At 51.5% G+C, this 23,287-nt stretch carries 21 protein-coding genes; 13 read left to right on the forward strand and 8 right to left on the reverse strand.

Annotated elements, in window-relative coordinates; genetic code table 11:
• Positions 1 to 51: 51 nt before the first annotated feature.
• A complete protein-coding gene (locus J3482_RS14850; protein WP_268884576.1) occupies positions 52 to 1,230 on the reverse strand; it encodes an acyltransferase in 1,179 nt (392 codons plus the stop codon).
• A gap of 189 nt (positions 1,231 to 1,419) precedes the next feature.
• Between J3482_RS14850 and J3482_RS14855 the strand changes: the two genes are divergently transcribed.
• Together J3482_RS14855 and J3482_RS14860 are read left to right on the forward strand one after the other, a co-directional pair.
• On the forward strand, positions 1,420 to 2,244 hold the full coding sequence (locus J3482_RS14855) for an SGNH/GDSL hydrolase family protein (protein ID WP_146824333.1): 825 nt from the start codon (positions 1,420 to 1,422) through the stop codon (positions 2,242 to 2,244).
• 299 nt (positions 2,245 to 2,543) lie between these two features.
• Positions 2,544 to 2,942, forward strand: coding sequence for a VOC family protein (locus J3482_RS14860; protein ID WP_146824334.1), 399 nt, complete (start codon positions 2,544 to 2,546; stop codon positions 2,940 to 2,942).
• Between the two features lie 117 nt (positions 2,943 to 3,059).
• Here the strand turns inward: J3482_RS14860 and J3482_RS14865 are convergent, their stop codons facing one another.
• From J3482_RS14865 to J3482_RS14875, 3 genes are all read right to left on the reverse strand, one after another.
• Positions 3,060 to 4,940 carry an APC family permease gene (locus tag J3482_RS14865; protein WP_206922624.1) on the reverse strand — a complete coding sequence of 627 codons (1,881 nt, stop codon included), beginning with the start codon at positions 4,938 to 4,940 and terminating at the stop codon, positions 3,060 to 3,062.
• A 281-nt stretch (positions 4,941 to 5,221) separates the two neighbouring features.
• Positions 5,222 to 6,520 carry a S1C family serine protease gene (locus J3482_RS14870; RefSeq protein WP_146824336.1) on the reverse strand — a complete coding sequence of 433 codons (1,299 nt, stop codon included), beginning with the start codon at positions 6,518 to 6,520 and terminating at the stop codon, positions 5,222 to 5,224.
• A gap of 238 nt (positions 6,521 to 6,758) precedes the next feature.
• On the reverse strand, positions 6,759 to 7,397 hold the full coding sequence (locus J3482_RS14875) for an alpha/beta hydrolase (protein WP_206922625.1): 639 nt from the start codon (positions 7,395 to 7,397) through the stop codon (positions 6,759 to 6,761).
• Positions 7,398 to 7,595: 198 nt separating this feature from the next.
• Here J3482_RS14875 and J3482_RS14880 point away from each other — a divergent pair, with 198 nt between their 5' ends.
• Positions 7,596 to 8,612, forward strand: coding sequence for an asparaginase (locus J3482_RS14880; protein ID WP_146824338.1), 1,017 nt, complete (start codon positions 7,596 to 7,598; stop codon positions 8,610 to 8,612).
• Here the strand turns inward: J3482_RS14880 and J3482_RS14885 are convergent.
• Complete coding sequence (locus J3482_RS14885) at positions 8,609 to 9,595, reverse strand: ATP-dependent DNA ligase (protein ID WP_223204262.1); 987 nt, start codon at positions 9,593 to 9,595, stop codon at positions 8,609 to 8,611. The two genes, J3482_RS14880 and J3482_RS14885, sit on opposite strands and share 4 nt — an antisense overlap.
• 57 nt (positions 9,596 to 9,652) lie before the next feature.
• The gene (locus J3482_RS14890; RefSeq protein ID WP_188332355.1) at positions 9,653 to 10,600 is read right to left on the reverse strand and encodes a carbohydrate kinase family protein; all 948 of its coding nucleotides are present in this window, start codon (positions 10,598 to 10,600) and stop codon (positions 9,653 to 9,655) included.
• Between the two features lie 157 nt (positions 10,601 to 10,757).
• Between J3482_RS14890 and ligD the strand changes: the two genes are divergently transcribed.
• The 3 genes from ligD (at position 10,758) to J3482_RS14905 (ending at position 13,906) form a co-directional block, all read left to right on the forward strand.
• Positions 10,758 to 11,669 (forward strand): non-homologous end-joining DNA ligase, encoded by a 912-nt coding sequence (ligD, locus tag J3482_RS14895; RefSeq protein ID WP_206922626.1) that lies wholly within the window; start codon positions 10,758 to 10,760, stop codon positions 11,667 to 11,669.
• Between the two features lie 387 nt (positions 11,670 to 12,056).
• Positions 12,057 to 13,655 (forward strand): ABC-F family ATPase, encoded by a 1,599-nt coding sequence (locus J3482_RS14900; protein WP_146824341.1) that lies wholly within the window; start codon positions 12,057 to 12,059, stop codon positions 13,653 to 13,655.
• Between the two features lie 32 nt (positions 13,656 to 13,687).
• Positions 13,688 to 13,906, forward strand: a complete 219-nt coding sequence (locus tag J3482_RS14905; RefSeq protein ID WP_146824342.1) for a YwbE family protein — start codon at positions 13,688 to 13,690, stop codon at positions 13,904 to 13,906.
• A 323-nt stretch (positions 13,907 to 14,229) separates the two neighbouring features.
• Here the strand turns inward: J3482_RS14905 and J3482_RS14910 are convergent, their stop codons facing one another.
• Both J3482_RS14910 and J3482_RS14915 read right to left on the reverse strand, forming a co-directional pair.
• Entirely contained in the window at positions 14,230 to 14,856 is a 627-nt protein-coding gene (locus tag J3482_RS14910; protein ID WP_146824343.1) for an FMN-dependent NADH-azoreductase, read from the reverse strand.
• Positions 14,857 to 15,420: 564 nt separating this feature from the next.
• Positions 15,421 to 15,894, reverse strand: a complete 474-nt coding sequence (locus tag J3482_RS14915; RefSeq protein ID WP_146824344.1) for a flavin reductase family protein — start codon at positions 15,892 to 15,894, stop codon at positions 15,421 to 15,423.
• A gap of 209 nt (positions 15,895 to 16,103) precedes the next feature.
• Between J3482_RS14915 and J3482_RS14920 the strand changes: the two genes are divergently transcribed.
• From J3482_RS14920 to J3482_RS14950, 7 genes are all read left to right on the forward strand, one after another.
• Positions 16,104 to 16,943 carry a DNA adenine methylase gene (locus J3482_RS14920; RefSeq protein ID WP_146824345.1) on the forward strand — a complete coding sequence of 280 codons (840 nt, stop codon included), beginning with the start codon at positions 16,104 to 16,106 and terminating at the stop codon, positions 16,941 to 16,943.
• Positions 16,930 to 18,207 carry a type II restriction enzyme gene (locus J3482_RS14925; RefSeq protein WP_206922627.1) on the forward strand — a complete coding sequence of 426 codons (1,278 nt, stop codon included), beginning with the start codon at positions 16,930 to 16,932 and terminating at the stop codon, positions 18,205 to 18,207. Before J3482_RS14920 ends, J3482_RS14925 begins: the two co-directional genes overlap by 14 nt.
• A 65-nt stretch (positions 18,208 to 18,272) precedes the next feature.
• On the forward strand, positions 18,273 to 18,590 hold the full coding sequence (locus J3482_RS14930; protein ID WP_146824347.1) for a DMT family transporter: 318 nt from the start codon (positions 18,273 to 18,275) through the stop codon (positions 18,588 to 18,590).
• A gap of 525 nt (positions 18,591 to 19,115) precedes the next feature.
• Positions 19,116 to 20,072 (forward strand): carbohydrate ABC transporter permease, encoded by a 957-nt coding sequence (locus J3482_RS14935; protein ID WP_223204266.1) that lies wholly within the window; start codon positions 19,116 to 19,118, stop codon positions 20,070 to 20,072.
• On the forward strand, positions 20,069 to 20,905 hold the full coding sequence (locus tag J3482_RS14940; protein WP_223204264.1) for a carbohydrate ABC transporter permease: 837 nt from the start codon (positions 20,069 to 20,071) through the stop codon (positions 20,903 to 20,905). Before J3482_RS14935 ends, J3482_RS14940 begins: the two co-directional genes overlap by 4 nt.
• Positions 20,906 to 20,983: 78 nt before the next feature.
• A complete protein-coding gene (locus J3482_RS14945) occupies positions 20,984 to 22,327 on the forward strand; it encodes an ABC transporter substrate-binding protein (protein ID WP_146824349.1) in 1,344 nt (447 codons plus the stop codon).
• A gap of 14 nt (positions 22,328 to 22,341) precedes the next feature.
• Positions 22,342 to 23,085, forward strand: a complete 744-nt coding sequence (locus J3482_RS14950; RefSeq protein ID WP_328702715.1) for a glycerophosphodiester phosphodiesterase — start codon at positions 22,342 to 22,344, stop codon at positions 23,083 to 23,085.
• Positions 23,086 to 23,287: the final 202 nt, after the last annotated feature.

Here is a 23,287-nt window from a genome sequence, read left to right on the forward strand (position 1 = left end):
GCTGTCAAGCCTCCCGTATTTTTTGATGATTTTTTGAGATACACCGCACACTCAAACCGCCTTCGACAAAGGCGCCCTCGCTGACGAACGGCGCAGCCGCGTCTTCGTGCCAACAATGTAACTGACAAATGGAATCTTGCCGATAAGATAAGCAGCAAATCCTGACAAGACATACGCCAACACCGCAGTGAACGGAATTAACACCAAATGGGCTGCACCATGAAGATGAAGACGGTTATCTATCTGTTCCAAGTAATGTAAAGCGATGGGATGCAACAAGAAGATGCCAAAACTGACGCCGCCAAAGAAACGTATCACCGGTGTAACGCGCCGAAGTCCCGGCTCCGCCATCACCCGCGTCCACTTCAAGCCGATTGACCAAAGTAAAGTCGCAACAATCAAGGCGTACGGTATCATGATGGGCTGTAAGACGTCCACCGCCTCCCCGTCCGTCATGTGAAGGCCAAACCGCTCAATAAAGTAAGTCGCCCACAGGGCCAAAATACCTAGTACTGCGGCGACACCGACCACGCCAGGGTGCGAACTCACCCAACTCTTTACCTGATTGTACTTCACCGATAAAGCCGCACCAGCGACAAACCAGAATTGATAGGTCAAAATAAACCTATCCCGATAATGGACGAGAATAAACAACCACGTCGGAAGTCGGCTGACATCCAAATGATTCAATACGGTTTGGTTAAGAACCATGATGCCAATCTCCAACGCGAAGCTCACACTGACGAGCCACCACAGATGCCGTTCCAACTTGCGAACCATCTTCACAATCAGCGGGAACAACACGTATAACTGCATCGAAACGAGCAAAAAGTAGAGAAAAAACTGATTCGCCGTCAACAGTGCATGGCCGAAGCGGTGCGCCAGCGACTGCCAGGCCCAGTTAAAGTGATTTAAGTACGTACCAGTAAACAAAATGTATAGTGCCGTCCAAGCGATATAAGGAACGGCAATCAAACTGAGTCGCTTGCGCCAAAATGACCAAACCGTAAATGTCCGATCATAGTACGTATAAAAAAGCACCAACCCCGTGATAAACATGAACGCTTCCCGCGTGAAGTGAAAAGCCATCGTCAGCAAATCCAGCGAGATATTCGTTCTAGAAAACGCAGGGGTTTGTGCATCAAACGCCGAGAACACGTGTACAAAAATGACACCGAGAATAATACACGCGCGCATCAAGTCAACTTCGTACAGATGCTGTTTCTTCAGAGTCTACCACCTCTTCATGTAAAGCGTAGGCATCGACATGTACCAGAGTAACGGCTAAACCTTGAAGACAAATTGAAATTCAGTCGGCCAATTCAATCCTGTTTCAAGACTCATTCGGTATAACTACACCGTCGACGCTTCTGCTAGCATAAAACCCGACCGACAAATCGCAACAGAAAGGTTCTTGCAATGAAACCACAAAAAGTACAAAACAAGGTTCCGCGTTACAAAAAAATCCGCAACACCGTCACCTACGTGATTTGTGCAGCCGCACTAGTCCTTGGCGGTTGGGCCTTGGCAAAAGTCCAATCATCCAACAAAGCCTTGCTAGAGACTACACCTCCAAACAGTTTACAGGACAAGCTGACAACAGAAAAGGTGATGATTATTGGCGGATCGATGGCACATGGATGGAAAGACCCAAACGACGACTCGTATTTAAAACGTGCATTCGCGTCGTTAAGCGACTCCACCAACACAAATTGGGTGTATGACGACAGGACAACCGTGGGCGGCTCACCCGTGAGCCTCCAGAAAAAGGAAACGCTACAAACTTGGCTCGACAAGGACAAACCCCAAGTGGTCGTCATCTCATGGGGACTGTTAAACGATGTCTACGATAAAACGCCAATGAACAAGTTTAATGCGGCATTTAAGGACGAAATCAAAAAATCTTTGGCTGCACACGCCGTCGTCCTCATTGTGACATCTCCTGTAACCAAGGCTACGGCGCTCTATGATCACGACCAAGTAGAGCAATACATCCAAAACGAAGTGAAGGACGCGAGCGCGTTCCACAGCAAAAATATTTACTTTATCGATCTCAACAGCACCATGTCGACTTACATGAAAGCTCACAACCAAACTTGGCAAATGTATTACGGCGACAGTTGGCACCCGAACCAAGCGGGACATGAGCTCGGTGGAAAATTACTATACAACGAACTGATTCAGACATTCGGCACGGGCCCTATTCTGTACAAAGGCAACACGGTAAAGAGCGCGCAGTCGTAATTCGATTGCAAGCTCTTTGCCAACCATACAAATCTCAAGAAAATTTCAAAACAATTTCAATAGAGTTTCAAAGTTCGCAACGTATACTCACCACAGTTTCAATCTTTTCAAGACCACAAATCGAGTGACGTCGAGAGGTGTGAAACCAGTGTCTGACGTGACAGCCACAGTTGCATCCCATGGACTGGACCTGCCAACACGAGCACCCACGGCGTCGATTTTTACTTTGGCGGCACCCTCTTTGAAAAGTTCTACATCCAAGGCAAGTCACTCAACTAAAACGATGGAGGAATATAGCGGTGCGCGATATAAATAATGTATTTCACCTGGCGATTCCAGCGAGAGACCTAGATGAGGCGTATACTTTCTACGTTGAAAAACTCGGCTGCAAACTGGCACGGCGCTATGCAGACCGGATTACGCTAGACTTCTTTGGCGACCAAGTCGTCTGTCACCTATCCCCAGATTACGACCAGGAGCCAAAGATGTACCCTCGCCACTTTGGCGTAACCTTCCGCGACAGAGCCCAATTCGACAACCTCTATAAGCTTGCCAAGCAGCGTGAGATCCCATTCTTTCAAGATATGTCGCTTCGATTCGAAGGGCTCATCGAAGAGCATCTCACGTTTTTTCTGATTGATCCGTCGAACAATCTACTCGAATTCAAATATTATCACGACGAGCGCATGATGTATTGACACGATGGATGAACAAAAACAGGCCGCCCGGATGGACTGAGTAGGGGCAGCGGGAACCAATCTCGGTCGATGCCGCCCCTACTCAGCCCCCTCCACTCACCACAGGATGTCGCTACATCACCGCGGAAGGCGGTACGGAACCGCCAATACCTTCACGGATTTGTTCAATACGAGCCAGGCCATCAAGACGCTCCCCGTCTTGTTATGGAGAAGTTTATGCCACCATCTCTTCGTGATGAATTGCGGTACAACAACGGTGATATCCTCTGGGTCATAAAAATCCAATTCCAGTTCTATAAACCGCTGGATTCGACGCGCAACCGAACGATACTGCGAATGAATCACCACCAAACGGACACCTGCATTCAATTTATCCCACTGAGCCCGTATTTTTTTCTCTGCCTCAAGCTCTTCCTCTGGACTATTCCCCGATACCACGGACACAGCCACGACGTGTTTGAAATTCGCCAAAGCATATTCCAGTGCATGCACAGACGACTTATTAATGGACGCAATCGGCACCAGCGTGATGGTATCCCGGTCTGGTTTAAGCGGGCGTGAAAAATCGTATTTGAGATCTTCCCGCACTTGTTGATAGTGGCGCTGGATTTTGCTGAAGGTGATGACCATCAGTGGCACGCAGACAATCACGAGCCATGCGCCACTTGTAAAGCGCGTGATGCCAAAAATCAAGCAGGCTCCGGCTGTAAGTGCCAATCCACACGCACTGCCAATGGCACGCGTCAACCACTTCCCTTCACGTCTCCGGATGGTTCGCACAACCATACCGAGTTGCGAAACACTAAAAGTGTAAAAGACCGATACACCGTACAGCGGCATCAATTCATTCACTCGTGCGTGAAACCCAATGGTCAGGGCCAAGGAGATCAGTGTCAAAAACACGATACCGTTGCTGTAGACGAGCCTATCCCCCTTATGTAACAGCCAGCGGGGCATAAACCCGTCGCGCGCCATCGACGACCACAGGGCCGGGCAGCCGGTAAAAGCCGTATTGGCCGCAATGGCAAGAATGCACATCGTAGAGACAGAGATGATAACAGTGATAAGATACCCCAATCCATGTGTCCCAAAGAGAACCATCGACTCTTGATTAATCAGCGGTACATCCGGGTTGTACGTCAAGCCGTGCAGCATAGCCGTCCCGGAGACAATCAGGAACAGCAAGCTCAACGTAATGACCAGTGTAAGCAACAACCGTTGCGCACGCAGTGGCGATGGTGCCTTAAAAATCGGGACAGAATTGGACACCGCTTCGACACCCGTAAGTGCACTACAACCATTTGCAAACATCCGTAAGAACAAAAACAAGCTCATTCCCTGGACAGCGTGCATACCAGCGAGTGAGGGTACGTGAATTGCAGCCGGGTTTTGAATCGCCCTCACCACTGCCGTGATGCCAAGGGCAATGATGCATCCAATAAAAATGTACGTAAATGGAACAAATACATTGGCCGATTCACTCGTGCCACGCAAGTTGATGACCATGATAATTAACGTCAAGATGACGTTGGCCAAAAGTTTATGATGGCCGATAAAGGGAACAACGGGCCCAATCGCGTCGATTCCCGCAGCAATGGATACCGCGACAGTCAACGTGTATCCAACAATCAGCGTCGAGGCTGCCGATAACCCCCAAAACTTCCCTAAATCATGAAGGCCAATTGCGTAGGCGCCGCCACCGCGCGGGTATTCATGAATAATGCCCCGGTATGCTAGATATAACAAAAATGCAAGGGCTACGATAATAAACGTCCCCAACATCGAGAAACCGAGGACGTCAGAGATATACGCCTTCGCACTCGTCGCACCGACGACTGAGGCCAAAATCAACTCCATTTGGTCTGTTGCATAAGCGACGCTCGACAGCGCATCCGGCGTCATCACCGCCATTCCCTTGAGAACGCCTATCTTGGAATGACCTGATTCACGCGTCTTAAGCGGCCGACCAATCAGTAACCTCTTCAGTGTTGTAGCCAAAATGCAAATCCCCCAAATGTCAATGGTCGAATACCCAGCCGAAGCGGCGTTTTAAAATGGTTTGCCCGCAAAACACAGTGATAATGTACTACGAATTGAACCTTGTGGAAACGACTTTTTTTCAACATTGGTATCAAAGTCAATATCCAGGAATCGGAATGTCCTCACAATACCCGATAAGTTGCCGTTACGCCGACGCACGAAAAAAACGAACCCCAGCGAAACTGCTGGGGTTCGTTTCATCTGTTGCTATCAACTTGGAGGTGAAGCAGTTTGAATCGTCAGTCGCCAAAGCCTGAGAATGGATCCAACGGGTCTTGACCGTCATCGCCGGAACCGTAGCTGTTCGGCACACCGCCACCTTGTGCACTGCTGCTGTCACTACTGTTACCCGTATCATTTATGCTCTCTTGTTGCCCAACTTTAACATCCAAGGTCTTTTTCGTATTGCCGCGATACACAGTGACCTTGACCGTTTGACCTGGCTGCAATTTAAACAGCGCTGTCCGCAAATCCGCAATGCCCTGCACTTCTGTGCCGTTGATGGCGATAATCACGTCCCCCGCTTTCAGGCCTGCATTTTTCGCGTTTGCCGACGTCACAGAAGAAACATACACGCCGTAGTTCACTGGGACGTTCGCATAGCCCTCAGGGATTTCCGACATATCATAGCCCTCAATGCCAATGGATGGGTGCACCGCGTGCCCCGTCTGGATGATTTCGGACGTGATTTGTCGGACCTCGTTGGATGGAATCGCAAAGCCCATTCCTTCAAAGTCCTGCTCAACAATTTTGCTACTGTTGATGCCAATCATCTGGCCGGATGCATTCAAGAGTGGGCCACCACTGTTGCCTGGGTTAATGGCCGCATCCGTCTGAATGACTGATTGATAATCCAGCGTCTGTTCGGATGTCGGTTCTTCGACCGGCATCGTGCGCTGGCTGCCACTGACAATGCCTGCGGTCACAGTGTCAGCGAAATCTAGCCCCATTGGCGTACCGATGGCAATGGCCGGCTCGCCCACTTGGATATTATCGGAGTTGGCAAATTGAATCGGCTGTACCGATTGGAAGTTCGAGACCGGCACCTTCAGTACAGCTAAGTCCGTATACGGGTCGGTTCCTACCACGGTAGCCTGCACGCGCTTATTCGACTGCAGCACGATATCGACCTTGGTGCCCCCTTCAACCACGTGGTTATTGGTCACGATATACGCGTTGTTCCCATTTTTATAAAAGTAGACGCCAGAACCAATGTCAGATTCTTGTGTCTGTGATTGCTGGTTAAAGAAGTCGCTGGTTGTCGTGTAATTCACGACCGCCACGACATCTGGCTCAACTTGTTTCACCACTTTTGTAATGTCAGAGTTGACATTGACATTGACACTTTGCGCCACTGGTGTCGTCGTCGTGGCAGAGCCACCGGTCGTATTGACACCACCGTTGTGCCCGGCCACGAATGGTGTCACTGCCAGCGTCGCGCCAGCACCGATTAGCGCTGACAACACCACCGTCGCCGCCCACTTCCAGGTCTCACGTTTTGCTATGTTTTCAGAAGGCTTGGAACGATAGTATCCCATCTGACTGTCCCCCCGCAGGTCGTTATGTTCTTTCAAGCTACTGTTATCATGCCGTATCAACCTTGAAGAATCCTCGAATCCAGCCCAACTTTACAGCATTTCCTCACGAATCACTATCCATGCCAAAGCACATCAAGAAAAGGGCCCAGTTCGGGGCCCTTTTCTTATTGTATACCTTTGCGACGTCCCTCAAACAACGACAGTCAGCGTAGAAGACAAGAATCATATGGAATTTTCGTCAGCTTCCAAAATTCTGTTCGTACCACGCCTTCGCCACCTGTAATTCCGGCTGCATTAAACCGTGTCCTCCTGGATGAAAGCGCAACACAGCCGCCGCACCTTGCACCTTTAGCAATTCTGCCAGACGGTTGGTTTCTGCTTGTGGAATGAGCGAATCGACTTCGCCAGCCGACAACAAGACAGGCTTGCCGCGCAACGGCTGCGTGTCAGTAGCATCTGTCGGCGCAAATGGGACCATGGGCCGGAATAACAGAGCGCCCGCAAAGACGTCCGGATGTCGCAGAAGAATGCTCGCCGCAATATTGGCGCCATTTGAATAGCCAACCGCAATTCGCTTGCCTGGATGTATGCCATAGGTTTCGGAAGCCACACGCAGGAAGTCAGCCAATTCATCGGTTCTGTACAACAAGTCTTCCTGGTCAAAGACGCCCTCCGCCAAACGGCGAAAAAAACGCGGCATCCCGCCCTCCAACACCTTGCCGCGTACACCAAGCAGCGCCGCGTCATCCGCCAAAAAACGCCCCAGTGGAATCAGGTCTTGTTCATTGCCGCCCGTGCCATGCAATAACACCAATGTATGAGCATCCGTACCGGATGAAGACGGAACGTATTCGTGGATAAAGTCCAATTGTGTCATGAGAATCCTCCTGAACGCTCACAAACTGTCCAATTGCGTTACGGACAGCCTACAATATAAACTTACTTTTGTAAAGTTACAGAAGCAGAACGGATACGACGACTCATACAGGCCGCAACCTTTCCTCACTGTCACATAATTTTTCGACCTGGCGCAATAATATCTTGGCCAAAATCATTCACAAACGAGGGAAAAACATTGAATATACTGGTCGAGGAAACGAGAGCGGGCGTCGTCGATAACGTTCACCTCGGGCATATCGCCGTCGTCAACGCAGATGGGAAAGTACTGTATCACTACGGCGACCCGAACTACATGACCTACGGCCGATCCGCCCTGAAACCCATGCAAGCCATTCCCATTATTGAAACCGGTGCCGCCGACCACTTCCAATTTGAGGACGCAGACCTAGCTATCTTCTGTGCCTCCCACAGTGGGGAAGAACGTCACCGTTCACGCGTCCGAGCGATTCTCAAACAAATCGGCAAGGACGAGCACGACCTCGAATGTGGCGTGATGGCTCCAATTAGTAAAACGAGTAACGAGGAGCTCATTCGCAGCGGGCAAAAGGCTGATCCGGTATGCAATTGTTGTTCGGGTGTCCATGCCGGGATGTTGGCGACAGCCGTGTACCTTGGTGAGGACACACACGGGTATGTACACAAAGATCATCCTGTGCAACGCCGAGTCGCACAGGCAGTCGCAAATGTCGTCGGGTTGCCAGTCACAGAGATTCACACGGGACTCGACGGATGTGATATCCCAACGTACTATCTGCCGCTCAAACATCTGGCGTGGGGATTTGCACGCCTCGCACAACCAAAAGGGCTGGACGAAAGCCAGCAAAACGCCATTGTCCGAATTGTCGAAGCAATGGACAAGCGGCCAGACATGGTCACCGAAAAAAACATCTATAGCGCGAAGCTCATTCGTGCATTTGAAGGACGAATTTTGGCCAAAGAAGGGGCGAAGGGCGTATTCTGCCTGTTTGACAGGGAACGTGAACTCGGTGTCGCTGTAAAAATTGCCGACGGCGGCGCAGAACCGATTCCCGCAGTGGTCAATGAAATTCTTCGCCAGTTGGACATTGGTACGAATGGACCATTGGACGAGTTGACCAGCTACGACCGAGAAAGCATTAAAAATATCCCGGGCCACGTCGTTGGCTACATGGAGCCAAGATTTTCCCTAAGCCAGACATCGCGTGGCGTCTAATTGGGGCGAGGCGGCGCCTGGTCGTCAAACACACACTGGTTTACGGGGATATCGACAAACGACTGGATGCTAGGTTGCCGCAGCGTACCACCAGGTGTCCAATCGGCAAACTGAATCTTCACCGCAAACCGAGGCGCAAGCCAATGGGCGTCGCGATGCCTATCCGGTTGATTGACGAATGGCCGCGTGTCTGTCACATGCGGCCGAAACTTCTCTTTTAAAAGACGCCACTGCGTTTTACTGAAGCGCCCGGTGCCCGCGTGTCCGATGTACCAGAGTCGACCCCTGGTGTCATATTGTCCAACCAACAATGCGTTCACCGCGCCACTGTCATCCACTGTAAACCCGCCAATCACGGCAATCAGATCTTGATAATTTTTTACCTTCACCCACAAGTCTGACTTTCCGCCGAGGATATACGGCGAGTCGGGCTGTTTGAGGACGATACCTTCCATGCCATACGACTTCACTACCTCAAATAATGCGAAGGCATCGTCGTGCGTACGCACTTGTTGAACATTTGGATGGGACTTAAGTACGGAGGATAACCGCTCGAAGCGTTGTACGTATGGGCGCGTCGTCAACCATTCTCCGTTGTGGTACAAAATATCAAAGACCATATAAGTGATGGGCACAGCTTTTTGGGCCAAGGCGACGCTGTCTCGCCTGCGCACGCCATCCCGCCGCATCACCTCGTGGAAACTCGGCTTGTTATCTGGCCCCAGCGCGATGATCTCGCCGTCTAAAATCACCGAATCACCCGTACAGTAGGTGTCGATGGCAGACAGCTCCGGATATTGCATGGTGCGCTCACGCCGTTTGCGGTTGAACAAACGCACGGCATTGCCGTCGAAATAGGTCAGCACGCGCACGCCATCCCACTTGATTTGGGGCAACCATATCCCTTGCGTTGGAATTGCATCGCGACGTATCGGTTCAAAGGGAACGACCGGATCCAAAAATGAACCCCTCGCAATCTTCACATAACGTAGGTATCCTCCTCATACTTGGAAGAAAACGCACAACCTATACAGGGGCCATCACGACAAAGTCTCTTTCAGATCTGCTGCGGTTGGAAACGCGGCCATCGTTCCTCGATGCCCGGCCGTCCAAGCGCCAACGCGATTGGCCAACAAGAGGGCCTCTTCCAACTCTTCTGTCGAGAGGCGTTCAAGCGATTCTTTGAACGTCCTGAGCGTCATCAGAAGCGCACCGAGAAACGCATCCCCCGCTCCCGTCGTATCCACGGCCTCAACGGCTACACCCGGAACTGCACCAGTCCGATTGCCGAGTTGATAAGCACATCCTTTCGCGCCGAGCGTCGCCACCACGAGCTTCTCTGGGGCCGCCAGCTCTGCCAATCCCTTTTCGATATCCGTACAGCCCGTCAAAAGAAACAGTTCCTCCTCTGACACCTTAACTAGGTTCGCCTTCTCCACACCCAGGCGCATTTGAACGCGCGCTGACTCCTCGTTCGGCCACAAGGAGGCTCTCCAGTTCGGGTCAAACGACACCGTCACACCGTGACACTGCGCATAGTCCACCGCGGCCCACGTAGCTTCCCGTGCAGGGGAATGGGTTAAAGATAAAGCGCCGAAGTGAAAAAATCGCGACTGCGCAATCAGCTCATAGCACACGTCTTCCGGGCGAAGCAAGGTATCCGCGCCGGGATTGCGGGCAAATGTAAAATCCCGCTCACCCGCCGCATCAATTCGGACGAATGCCAAAGTGGTCCTATCCTCACTCGTTCGCATCACCCCCGTCGCATCAATTTGATAAGCGTCAAGCGTCGCGGTGAGAAAGTCTCCAAACCGGTCATCCCCAACCATGCCAATAAAGGCCGTCCGCCCGTTTAACCGCGTGGCTGCTGCCAAGACGTTGGCTGGCGCGCCCCCCGCATCGCCTTGCATCTGTGGAGGCGCTGCGGTCGATTCAGTCATCGTGATGTCGACCAACAACTCGCCGAGTGCGACGATATCATAACGCATAGGAATGAACATCCTTTCAAACAAAGTTGCGTGACGCGTTTCAGTTGATCAGTACAAAGCGGCAAACATAACACCTGACCAATGCACCAGCCCATGCATCTTTTGTGCAACGTCGTGCCACACTATAAAGGAAATACGTGATCTTCGGGAGACTCCAATGGACATGGAATCAATTCCAATTGTGATCGAAGACAAAGAAATCGTCCTCACGAACCCACATAAGGTACTCTGGCCCGAGGTCGGTGTAACGAAACTCGACTACATCCAGTACCTCATCCAGATATCCCCCTACCTGCTGCCCTATACGAAAAATCGGTTGCTCATGATGTGGCGCTTTCCAGACGGCATTGAAGCGTCGCGCATCGTCCAAAAGTCGATACCGCAACATGCGCCGACCTGGATACCACGAGCATTTTATAAAGACAAGTTCTATATTCTGCTCAACGACCTCGCAACCCTCGTCTGGGTGGCAAATTACGCGGCTATCGAGTTACACGTCCCATTTACAATCCACGACCAACCAGACACGCCCACGGATATCGCGTTTGACTTAGACCCGTCCGTGCCAGATGCGTTCGACACCGTGTTACACGTTGCGTTGCAACTTCACGATGTGCTCCATTCGCTAGGTCTCACCAACTATGCAAAAACCTCAGGCGCCACCGGGCTACAGATATTTGTCCCCATACAACCGCGGTACACATTCGAACAAACACGCAAAATCACCAAATTCTTCGCGCAGTATCTGCTACAAAAAATGCCGAACCAAGTGACCTTAGAGCGATCCGTCAAAAACCGCGGCGACAAGCTGTACATCGACTATTTGCAACACTGGAAGATGCGTACCCTATCCGCAGTGTATTCTGTACGCGCAACGCAAAAAGCCAGCGTCTCCACGCCAGTCACTTGGTCGGAAATCACCCAGGGATTCGTACCCAGTGACTTTACGGTGTTCAATGTGGTTGACCGCGTCGCCCAATATGGTGACCTTTTTGCGCCCATTGCAGCCAAAGACTCCCGCGAAAGTCTAGACGCTATTCTCCAGTTCGTGGCACAGCATAATCTGTAGTGCCCGCACCCTAAGCACTACCATTGACGGCACTGTGGCGGAATTTTCCGGCTTGAAATGGAGCATAGATTGCCGACGAACGGCCACGCTATACCCGTCGAGTCTAGTGAACGACTCACATTTAAGTGGATAAATGCAACTACATCCATGCACCAATTCGCAAGTATTCGCATCCGATACAGTAGGTACATGTGGGTACCCCGCACCGTCCCATACGTGGCGGGTTGACATACATCCGGCCCCGCAATTCGCGGGGCCTCATTTCACGCCAAATAACGCTCTCCCAATGACCAGATACGAAAATTGCGAGCCCTTAGGATTATCAGCCAATCCATTGACCAATCATGGTATAGTGATGGGATGGAACGCGAAAAAAGGGGCGAGTAAATGATTCGAGTCAAAGATATTTCGGTGTCATTTGGCAGCCGAGTTTTATTTGAAGATGTCAACCTCAGTTTTGACGAAGGCAATCGCTACGGCCTCATCGGTGCCAATGGCGCAGGAAAATCGACCTTTATGAAAATCTTAGTCGGCGATTTCGAACCAACCACTGGCAATGTCTCTGTCGCAACCGGCGTACGCGTCGGCGTCCTCCGCCAAGATCACTATCAATACGATGATTGTACAGTTCTTGATACTGTGCTAATGGGTCACCCAGAACTATGGAAAGTGATGAAAGAGCGCGAGCGCCTTTACGCGCTGCCTGAGATGACGGAAGAGGAAGGCATGCGCGTCGGCGAACTCGAAAGCGCCTTTGCCGATATGGATGGTTACTCTGCCGAGTATTTTGCAGCAGAATTACTCGAGGGCCTTGGCATCCCGGTCGATAAACATGGAGATCTGATGAGTTCCATGATTGGCGGTTTCAAACTCCGCGTCCTCCTGGCGCAGGTGTTGTTTGGACGCCCCGACGTGCTACTGTTGGACGAGCCGACGAACCATCTCGATCTCGACACCATCCGGTGGCTAGAAAACTTCTTGCTCAACCACAAAGGGACGATGGTCATCATCTCGCATGATCGCCACTTTCTCAACACGGTCTGCACTCATATGGTCGACGTGGACTATCAGAAAATCTCGATGTTTACGGGCAACTACGACTATTTTGTCGCTGCAAGCACCCTCGCGCGCGAGCAGTTGTTGGCAGAGAATACGCGCAACCTCGAAAAAATCGCCGAGTTGAAAGAATTTGTCGCGCGATTCTCAGCGAACAAGAGTAAGGCGAAACAAGCGACGAGCCGACAAAAACAAATCGAAAAAATTGAAGTGCAGGAAATTCGTCCGTCGTCGCGTGTGGCGCCATATATCAAGTTCACGGCCAAACAACCTCTCGGCAAGCAGGTGGTGCATGCGAAAGACGTCAACAAATCATTTGGCGACTTGCATGTATTAAAAAACGTGAACCTAGACATTTTGAACGGCGATAAAGTAGCTGTGATTGGTACCAATGGGATTGGCAAAACAACGCTGCTGAATACGCTCTTGGGTGAACTTGCGCCAGATTCGGGTGAAATCACCTGGGGTCAATCGGCACAGCCGACGTATTTCACACAAGATCACAACGAGACGATTCCAAAAGATACGACGGTGTATCAGTGGCTGCGGAGTTTCGACGACACCGCCGATGAACAATCTATCCGCAGCATTCTTGGCCGAATGCTGTTTTCGAAAGACGAAGTGCACAAGTCGACAGAAGTCCTCTCCGGCGGCGAGTCAGCGCGCCTGATGATTGGCAAAATGCTTCTAATGCAAGGAAATGTGCTGGTCTTAGACGAACCGACCAACCACTTAGACCTTGAGTCTATCGATGCGTTGACAAAGGCACTGCAGGCATTTGAGGGGTCTGTCATCTTCGTCTCCCACGCTCGCCAGTTAGTGGAAGACGTCGCGACGCGAATTGTCGAGTTGACGCCAGCAGGTATCATCGACTTCCGCGGTCCGTACGCTGAATACCTGCAAAAGCGCGACACCTTCGTCGCACAATAACACCAAACGGGCAACTTGAAGAGGGTGGTTGTATGAAGGACGGCAAACATCGCAAAGATATTCACCCAGGCCTCGAGGTTGATATCGTACTCAAAAAAGACCAGCCGACAGGCAAGTTAACACGTGGTATTGTCAAGGACATTTTGACGAATTCCCCGACGCACCCACACGGCATTAAGGTGCGTCTACGCGATGGTCAAGTGGGCCGCGTACAAGTGATTTACGACGGCGACGCAAAGCAGGAATCATAATTGGGCCGCCTGATACTTTCAACAGAGAAGCATCGGGGCCAAACAAAAAGACGGCGCGTTGCCGTCTTTTTTTCGATATTTTACAGAGATGAACAAACGCTCCTGCTGGATGGCTCAAGTGGCGAAAATCCTGGTATGCCATGTAATTGTCTCCGATTGCTAGCATTCTAATTCCTTCCGAGCGTAACCACACACCTGACCAAGCAGCCATCGCCACAAAGAAAGGCGGCCCCCAGTGATGGGAGACACCTCTTTTCTGCCGACTACACGATAACACGTCGCTCCGCAAGTGTGATTGTGAAGCGGGGCCGCCAACCGTGAGCTTAGAACTGTTTTGCTGCGTCCTGCGCGCGTTTGATGCCGTCTCGAATAATTTCCTCAGCTTTGTCAGGGAATTGGTTGTGTCCTTCAACAATCACCGTGGTGATGTCTTGAACGCCCCAGAAACGCAGCGTATTGGTGACCAAGTTGACCGCCATCTCCAAAGAGCTCATCGGTTCCTCTGAGTACACGCCGCCCCTTGCATTCAGCAATACCACTTTCTTGTCCTGCAAAAGGCCGACGGGACCCTCAGGCGTGTAGCGGAACATCTTCCCTGCCTGATTCAAATAATCGAGGTAGGTATGAAGAACGGCCGGAACAGTAAAGTTCCAGAGCGGAAAACCAAACACAACTTTGTCTGCGGAGAGAAACTGATCTACGTACTTGTTCACCAGATCAGTTGCTTCTTTCTCCGCTGGCGTCAAATCCATCTCTTTTGCCAATTTGAACATACCGTTAATCTTCTCTACATCGTAGTAAGGAAGGTTTTCCTTAAACAAGTCCAATTCAATGATTTCATCCTCTGGATGCGTTTCTTTGTAGCTGTCCAAAAAGGCATGGTAGAGCTTAACGCTCACTGCCTGATCAATTGGACGAGAATTTGCTTTCACAAACAGTACTCTTGCCATCGAAGAATCCTCCTTGTTTTTGCTTCCTATCATTGCTACAGCAACCAACTGATACAGCCGAAGGAATTCACTAAACGTTTAAACACATATTCAGCAAGATTTTACGAACTTGCACAATCTCCTGGGTAGTTATTCCCCACACACCCACTGCTTGAATGCGTAAATCATGGGAATGACATCCTTGGCGACGTCCTTTTCCTTATCGGTAAAGAATACCTTATAGTTGCTATAACAACTATCATTACGAAAGTAGATTATAGTTTAGCGTATGTACAGTGTCAAATCATGATTCATCAGGTCAACATTATGTCGCGGCGGTGGAGCGACGGCCTACAGCTTAAGGTCGATTTTTTGCACTATTCGCGTGATTTCGCCCGACCCGGCCCACGCAAGGCACCTTTTCTACCTGATTCCCCCTCGCTCACCCAAGCGCGCAATAAGACATTTTTTCTGCACTATCGCCGCATGGACAAGCGGCTCCGCCTTATGAAGACATCCCCCGCTGCTCCTGCTCCAGCCCCGTGCCTGGGTGCACGGGGCCCTCAAATGTTCACTCAAGGGGCATCAGTGCAGTGTGTGATATTGGCTCCCAAAGTACAGCAAAGGATTTTTGTCCGAATGCGCGAGTGACGTCACGAGCCCAACGAATAACGTGTGATCCCCACCGTCATAAGAAGCCCACAACTCGCAAGCTATCGTCGCGACCGTATCGGCCAACACTGGCACATCATTCAATCGCTCATAGCGAATGCCTGCTGAAGCGTCTGGTGTGGAACTTTGGGCGAAAAGGTTCGACAATGTCTGTTGTTCCTCCGACAAAATACTAATGCCAAAGGTGCCGGTCTCCTGAATGTATCCGTGTGTCTTCGCGCGCTTATCGACCGAAATCAGCACCAAACTCGGGTCCAGCGAAACGGAAATAAACGCGTTGGCTGTCATGCCGTGAATCACGCCAGATACCTCCGTGGTCACGACCGTCACACCCGATGCAAATTTCCCCATGACTTTGCGAAAGTCCGCTTGTGAAAAGTCTCCCATTGTCACACCTCAATCCCTTATCAATGATGGCCTCACTACTATACACCCGTGGTGGTCATCATTTCACATGGGGCAGTATCAGAATTGGATCAAAATTCCACAAAACGGGCGCCTGCTGGATTTTGCAACCACCTCTCGAATATAACGCAAGTTTGCGATAGACTAAACTGACTGTGGAATATATGTTCGGACTGGGGTTACGTACTGAAATGGCCAAAAATACATGCGTGCAGCCCTTTTTAAAATGGGCAGGCGGGAAACGACAACTACTCGACGAAATTCGAAAATATGTGCCGAAAGGTTACAATACATACTACGAGCCATTTGTCGGCGGCGGGGCAGTGCTGTTCAGCCTACAGCCAGAACGAGCCGTCATCAACGACATTAACGCGGAATTAATTCGCACCTACCGCGTGATTCGAGATGATGTCGACACATTGCTCGAACACCTAGCCAGACATCAAAATGACAAAGAATACTTCTATGCGCTGCGGGCGCTAGACAGAACGGAACAGTTCCAGTCGCTGTCGCCAGCCGAGCGCGCCTCACGGCTCATCTACCTGAACAAGACATGTTACAACGGTCTGTTTCGCGTCAATCGGCAAGGGCAGTTTAACGTGCCATTCGGCGGCTACAAAAACCCGAATATCGTCAACGAGCCAGTTCTGCGAGCGGTTCACCAGTACCTTGTGGAGAACGAGATTGACATTCTCAACACCGATTTCGTCGAAGCAGTGGCCTCCGCGAAAGAGGGGGATTTTGTTTATATTGATCCACCCTATGATCCCATATCAAGCACCGCCTCCTTCACCGGCTACAGTCTGGATGGGTTTGGTAAGGACGAGCAAATTCGGTTAAAAAAGACCGTCGATTCGCTAACGAATCGGGGGTGTAAAGTGTTATTAAGCAACTCGGCCACCGATTTTATTAAAGACTTGTACAAGGATTATCACATCGTCATCGTAGCGGCAAATCGCGCCATCAACTCGAATGCTTCGAAGCGAGGCAAAATTGACGAAGTCCTGGTGATGAATTATGGGAAAGAATGATAGTGCATGGGAGACGCTTTTTGAACGATACGACATCCTCTCCCACATCGCACAAACGGGTTTTTACGAAATCGACGCGGCGACCATCCGAACCGTGCGCGAACCACGCCTGATGAGCAAGTTCGACCACCACACAAACCTACCGGACATCTTCCGCCGTCATGGTCTGTGCATTCTGCCCATTTCCCGATCACGCTACATCATCGGCCCGTTTCACGCCTATCAGCAAATGTACGATGCCGTACACGCCAAACCCACCCGGGTACACTTTCCGGCCCATATTACGTCGATTAACCCCTGTAACCTGTATTCCGAAAGTGTCGCCCTCCACTGTGCGTACGTGTGCGGCATGATAGACGACCTTCTCGGCGAACCGTCGCTCCCCACGGTTTCCGGCCGCATGTCGTCGAGCGACTTCTCCTTTACGATTCGAACGGAAAGCGGTTCAAACCAATGCATCTCTGTGTCCAAATCGCAGATAGAGATTGACGCTGGTTATGAAAGTGCGCATTCATTCCTCGTGGTTGAAGCTAAAAATGAGTCCGCCAGCGATTTTCTCATCCGTCAGTTGTACTATCCTTACCGCTTGTGGCAGGACAAGCTCAATAAACGCGTCATTCCGGTTTTCTTTACATATTCCAACGACATCTTTAGCTTTTTTGTCTACGAATTCGACGAAGTCTCCAATTACAACTCATTGCACCTTGTTCAGCGACGGGATTACGTCATCTCGCATGAAGAGATTACCCTGGATGACGTCGTATACGTTCTCGACAGCACGCCGACGGTCGCCGAACCGACCGTTGCCTTCCCACAAGCGGATACGTTCTTGCGGCTAATTGACTTACTGGGGTTGCTAGTCAATCGCGACTTGGAAAAAGACTTTATCACGACCAATTACAGCTTTGACAAACGCCAAACCAACTACTACACGGCCGCAGGGATGTACTTGGGTCTGATTGAGCGGTATGTGGACGAGCACCACGCGGTATGTTTCCGGCTCACACCAAGAGGTCGAAAAATTATGGCACTTCCGTATAAGCAAAAGTACCTCTCTATCGTCACAACAATACTGGAACACGCCGTATTTCAACGAGTCTTGCGCGAATATATGGCGACTGGTGCACTGCCGGACGTCTCCCGCGTCGTCGAGCACATGCAAGCGTGTGGCGTATACGGCATCGACGCAGAAAGCACTTACCGCAGGCGCGCACAAACCGTACTAAAGTGGATTGAGTGGATTATCGGATTGCAGAACCAATAACTTGTGATAATCTACAAATTGTGGCTTTCGTACCACTGGAATAAATCAATAAGCGAGGGATAAAGATGGCGTGGGTGTATCTCATCATTGGGATTTTGGCAGAAGTCTGTGGAACGACATCGATGAAACTCTCTCAAGGATTCAGCAAATTAATCCCCTCCATCGCCCTTTTCGTGTTTTATGGACTGAGCCTCGTCCTCGTCAACCTCGCGCTCAAGCGCCTCGACGTCAGCGTCGCCTATGCAGTGTGGTCGGCAGTTGGAACCGCCATCATCGCCGTCATCAGCGTACTCTATTTTAAAGAGCCGCTCAACTTGATAAAAATCGGTTCCCTGGTCCTCATCGTCCTCGGTGTGGTCGGTCTCAATTTAGCTTCCAAATAACCCCATCTCATTCACCCACCCTGTCGGGCAGCGCTCAAAAGACACAGGCGGTGTTTTGATACGTTGATTTTGTTTGCCTGCGTCCATATCAGATGCGGTAACCGCTGGACCGTTGCCCGACGGTCCACTTAAACCATAATCCTCAAGCAGTCATGACCGGACCATAGGTCTGAATCACTTCGGCAAGTGCTGACGAATCGTGCATCACCATCCGTTCTATCCACTGTGGGTCCTCCTCTGTCACCGCCACACCCCCATTGCCTCATGAATAGCACATACATCTGACACTACGTCGCCTGCCGAGCAGATCTCCCATATATCTCGACAAATTGCAAACTCAAAACAAAATCTTAACAATTCCAAAATGCGTAATTGATTGAGCCTTAACAAACAGATTGTAGGCTAGAGCCTGACAAGTGGAAATCCGTTGCGGCAGAGACATTGGAGAAACCAGCCGAACGACCAAGCACATTCGGTCGCAGATGGTTTCTCCTTTTTGCGAAAAAGGAAGGTTAGGTGAAAAAGATGGCGCAAAATATCGAAGACGTCGTAGCGGACAGCGCGTCGGCAGGTCGAGTGGTCCCGCGTCGACTTCCCCGCATCGCCAACCGCAAGCAAACGGCGATTGCTGGATTTGTATTGATGGCCCCAAGTCTCGTGTTCATCGGACTATTCGTGATGGTGCCTATTGTCTACGTGGTGTACCTCAGTCTCTATAAATCCAACCTGCTCACGCCGCATCCGAAGTTTGTGTTCCTACAAAATTATGTACAGTTGTTCACTGACGTCGATTTTCTCGGATCCTTGAAAAACAGCGCCCTGCTCAGTGGCGGCATGTTGTTCCTGTCACTGCCCATTGGCTGCCTGCTCGCCGCACTCTTGAACATGCGGCTCAAGGGAACGAAATTTTATCGAACCGTATTCTTCGCCCCATATGTCCTGCCACTTGTCGGTTCCGGACTGGTGTTTACCCTGCTCCTGGACAAAGATAACGGATTGGTTAACCACGTGCTGGCACTCGTGGGCGTGCCCCCTATCAATTGGCTCGGCTCCAGCCATACCGCCCTGCTCTCGGTGATGTTAGTCTCCTTGTGGCAATACAGCGGCTACTACATGCTGATTTTCTTGGCCGGCCTACAAAATGTCCCGCAAAGCTTGGTCGAGGCATGTCAGGTCGACGGCGGTGGACGCTTGAAATCGTTCATCCACGTCACCCTGCCCAATCTGACACCGACGATTTTCTTCTGCGCCGTCGTCTGTATCATTCAATCGTTCCAGGCGTTTGACCAAGTGTATGTGATGACAGATGGTGGTCCGAACAATGCGTCGTCGACCCTAACCTATTACATCTTTCACAAAGGGTTTCAGATGTACGATATCGGGTCATCCGCCGCAGCCTCAGTCATCCTGCTCATTTTATTGTCCATCTTGTCGCTCATTCAAATCCGGCTCGGTCGCCGTTGGGTGGTGGAAGAATCGTGAAAAAATTTGCAAAGCTGGAGCGCACGAGTGCTCATGTCGTACTCATCATCGCCGCAATTCTGGCACTCATTCCGGTCTATTGGATGGTCCGGTCCGCCTTGGCAACGAATACCGACATCTTCGATCCCCACTTTCACCCGTGGCTCGTCGATTTTGATTGGCGCAACTTCGCTCAGGCGTGGTCGTCACAACCATTTCCAATCTTCTTCCTCAACAGCATCGCGTCCAGCTTCCTGATTGTGCTCTGCCAGCTGGTGACGTCGACGCTCGCGGCCTACTCGTTGGCGTTTGTCGAGTACCGTGGCAAATCCGTGGTCTTCTTCTGTATCCTGCTGGCCATGATGGTGCCCATGCAGGCGACATTCATTCCGATTTACAGCATGCTCAGCTCCGTGCACCTCATCAATACCTACGGTGCGCTCGTGCTGCCATTTGTCGGATCAGCCTTTGGCATCTTCCTACTGCGCCAAGGATTCGCATCCATTCCAAAAGAAATGATTCGAGCAGCTCGAATCGATGGCGCGAGTGAGTACCGCATCCTCTGGAGCATCGTGCTGCCGAATGCGAAACCAGCGCTCATCACCCTTGCGCTGCTTAACTTTGTCTATCACTACAACGATTTATTTTGGCCACTTGTCGCCACCAACACGACCAATATGCGCGTCGTGCCGGTCGCCCTCACCTATTTCCTCAACCAGGATGCGGGAGAGGGGTTGCAGTGGAACCACATGATGGACGCCGCCATCTTCGCGGTGCTCCCCGTCATCATTCTGTTTTTGTTCGGCCAGCGCTATTTCGTTCGCGGCGTGGCTGGCACATCCATTAAAGGCTAGGCGTTTATCTCACGCGGTCAGGTCAGCCCTACGGCTGTTCTGGATAGATATCACCAACCATATGACAGGAGTGTCCTTATGAAAAAAGTATGGGGAATCAGCGCTAGCATGGTCGGCACCATCGCCGTCGTCGCTTCCGTCGCCGGCTGTGGAAGCACCCAAAATGACACCAAGGCATCAGGAACCGGGAATCCGAGTACGACGACATCGACCGGATCGAGTTCACAACCTGTGACTATTACATTTTGGTACGGCGTCGGCGACACGCTGAGCACCGACATTCAACAAATGGTTTCGGAGTTCAACAAGACGCATCCAAATATCAAGGTCGTCGCTACATATCAGGGTTCCTACTCCGGTGGCGGCGAGGAGCAACAAAAACTGCTGGCAGCCATTAAAGCGGGAGACCCGCCCGATATCGCACAAATCGAGGTCCACGCGATGCCACTCTTCGCGTCGAGCGGGCAATTGGCTGATTTATCCCCGCTGATGCAACAAAGCAGCGTCGACAAACCAAGCAACTTCCTCGACGGAATGCTTGTGTCGACACAGTTTAACGGAGACTACTACGGCGTTCCGTTCAACCGTAGCGTGCCGGTGTTCTACTACAACAAGACGCTCTTCCAAAAGGCGGGCATCAGCAATCCGCCGGCGACGTGGGACGAACTGGTGGCTGACGCGAAGAAATTAACAAGCGGATCCGGCAGCAACAAAGTCTACGGCTTCGAACCGCTCGTCGACTGGTGGCCTTGGGAATACGCGGTCATGTCTGGAGGCGGCTCCATCCTCTCCAGTGACAACAGTAAAGCCACGTTTGATACCCCAGCAGCCACCGATATCCTTTCGAAGGAACAGGAATTGGTCAAGGACGGGTATTCAAATGTTGAAACGGGCCCACAATACTGGGATCTGATGACCCAAGACTTTATTCACGGCAAAGCTGCAATGGACATCGACTCCATCGGCTCGGCAGGCGAAGTCAGCTCTGGCATTGGCAACAAATTCGACTGGGGCACCGCCATCCTGCCTAAGGACAAGACCCTCGCAGTGCCACCTGGAGGCGGCGATATCGCCATCATGAATGGCATCTCGGACGCCAAGAAACAAGCGGCTTGGCAGTTCATTCAGTGGTGGACTTCCCCGAAACAGGCGGCTCAGTGGTCGATGTTAACGGGGTACCTACCCGTGCAGAAAGCTGCCGTTCAGGAAAGTGACTACCAGGCCTTCCTCAAGAAGAACCCGCAATTCAACACGGCTCTGGCGGAACTCAAGTACCAAAAGGCGTCTCCGGCTTCACCGCAGTACCTAAGCGTCCTGCAAACCGTCCAGCAGGGATTACAAGGAATTTTTGACGAAGGAAACTCTGTCACAGACACCATGAAGCAAATGGCCCAACAGGCAGACAGTGAGCTCAACGGCTAAAGGAGTCGAAGACCGTGCAAAACATACAGGACATGTTCGCGCAAGATCGCGTGCTGCGCATTGCGCACCGGGGTGCGAGTGACCGGTGCCCGGAAAACACCCTCCCCGCATTTCGTCAGGCGTTTGCGCACGGTGCCGATATGGTGGAACTCGACGTGCAACTGACCAAGGATGGCTCCTTGGTCATCCTGCACGACCACTATCTCGACAGGACCACCACCGGCCAAGGCTTGGTCGCGGAGCACACCGAGCAACAAATCGTCGCATACGACGCAGGGACCTGGTTTGATTCGCAATTTGCCGGTACACACGTCCCCTTGTTAGACGACGTGCTGCGAGAATTCCCAGAAGCCTCTTTCAACATCGAGTTGAAGTCCTTTCCACTAGCTCGCTCAACAGAGCTCGTCGACGCCGTACTCTCCTGTGTGAAGGCGCATGATGCGATGGACCGTGTACTCTTGTCCTCTTTCGATCACGCCGCCCTCCACACCGCCCGCACCCGCTCCCGGGACATCGCCCTAGGCGCCCTCTACTGCGGACGGCTGTGGCCGGCGTTCCAACTCGCAGAAGCGCTGCGACTCACTAGCCTCCACCCGGACGTGGCGTCACTCGACGCCTCGTTCATCGCCGAGGCGCGCGCACACGGCTACGCCGTGTTGACATGGACCGTACAGACACCCGACATGCTCCAATGGGCCATCGCGAACGGTGTGAGTGGTGTGATTACGGACGTAATCGACATGCCGATCCTCACCTGACACATGCACACCACCCATTTCACCGCACAATCTCATCACATCGAAGCCCCCTCACGAACCGCGTGCAGGGGGCTGAAACACAAATTCTACCCCAACACAAAAGGAGCCCCAAGGTCCCGCCTTCTCAGCGTTCCCCTCAGGGCCCTTCTCTCTCTCGCCTGGCAACGTCCTACTTTCCCAGGAGGTCTCCCTCCAAGTATCC

It is taken from the genome of Alicyclobacillus suci (genome assembly GCF_017329615.1).
GTDB classification, from domain to species: Bacteria; Bacillota; Bacilli; order Alicyclobacillales; family Alicyclobacillaceae; genus Alicyclobacillus; species Alicyclobacillus suci.

Excerpts from the sequence above, each read along its gene's own strand:
- J3482_RS14910 (WP_146824343.1), bottom strand. The coding sequence starts at position 14,856 with ATGGCAAGAGTACTGTTTGTGAAAGCAAATTCTCGTCCAATTGATCAG.
- J3482_RS14855 (WP_146824333.1), top strand. The coding sequence starts at position 1,420 with ATGAAACCACAAAAAGTACAAAACAAGGTTCCGCGTTACAAAAAAATC.
- J3482_RS14905 (WP_146824342.1), top strand. The coding sequence starts at position 13,688 with ATGAAGGACGGCAAACATCGCAAAGATATTCACCCAGGCCTCGAGGTT.
- J3482_RS14870 (WP_146824336.1), bottom strand. The coding sequence starts at position 6,520 with ATGGGATACTATCGTTCCAAGCCTTCTGAAAACATAGCAAAACGTGAG.
- J3482_RS14875 (WP_206922625.1), bottom strand. The coding sequence starts at position 7,397 with ATGACACAATTGGACTTTATCCACGAATACGTTCCGTCTTCATCCGGT.
- J3482_RS14915 (WP_146824344.1), bottom strand. The coding sequence starts at position 15,894 with ATGGGAGACTTTTCACAAGCGGACTTTCGCAAAGTCATGGGGAAATTT.
- J3482_RS14890 (WP_188332355.1), bottom strand. The coding sequence starts at position 10,600 with ATGCGTTATGATATCGTCGCACTCGGCGAGTTGTTGGTCGACATCACG.
- J3482_RS14900 (WP_146824341.1), top strand. The coding sequence starts at position 12,057 with ATGATTCGAGTCAAAGATATTTCGGTGTCATTTGGCAGCCGAGTTTTA.
- J3482_RS14920 (WP_146824345.1), top strand. The coding sequence starts at position 16,104 with ATGGCCAAAAATACATGCGTGCAGCCCTTTTTAAAATGGGCAGGCGGG.
- J3482_RS14930 (WP_146824347.1), top strand. The coding sequence starts at position 18,273 with ATGGCGTGGGTGTATCTCATCATTGGGATTTTGGCAGAAGTCTGTGGA.
- J3482_RS14935 (WP_223204266.1), top strand. The coding sequence starts at position 19,116 with ATGGCGCAAAATATCGAAGACGTCGTAGCGGACAGCGCGTCGGCAGGT.
- ligD (WP_206922626.1), top strand. The coding sequence starts at position 10,758 with ATGGACATGGAATCAATTCCAATTGTGATCGAAGACAAAGAAATCGTC.
- J3482_RS14945 (WP_146824349.1), top strand. The coding sequence starts at position 20,984 with ATGAAAAAAGTATGGGGAATCAGCGCTAGCATGGTCGGCACCATCGCC.
- J3482_RS14925 (WP_206922627.1), top strand. The coding sequence starts at position 16,930 with ATGGGAAAGAATGATAGTGCATGGGAGACGCTTTTTGAACGATACGAC.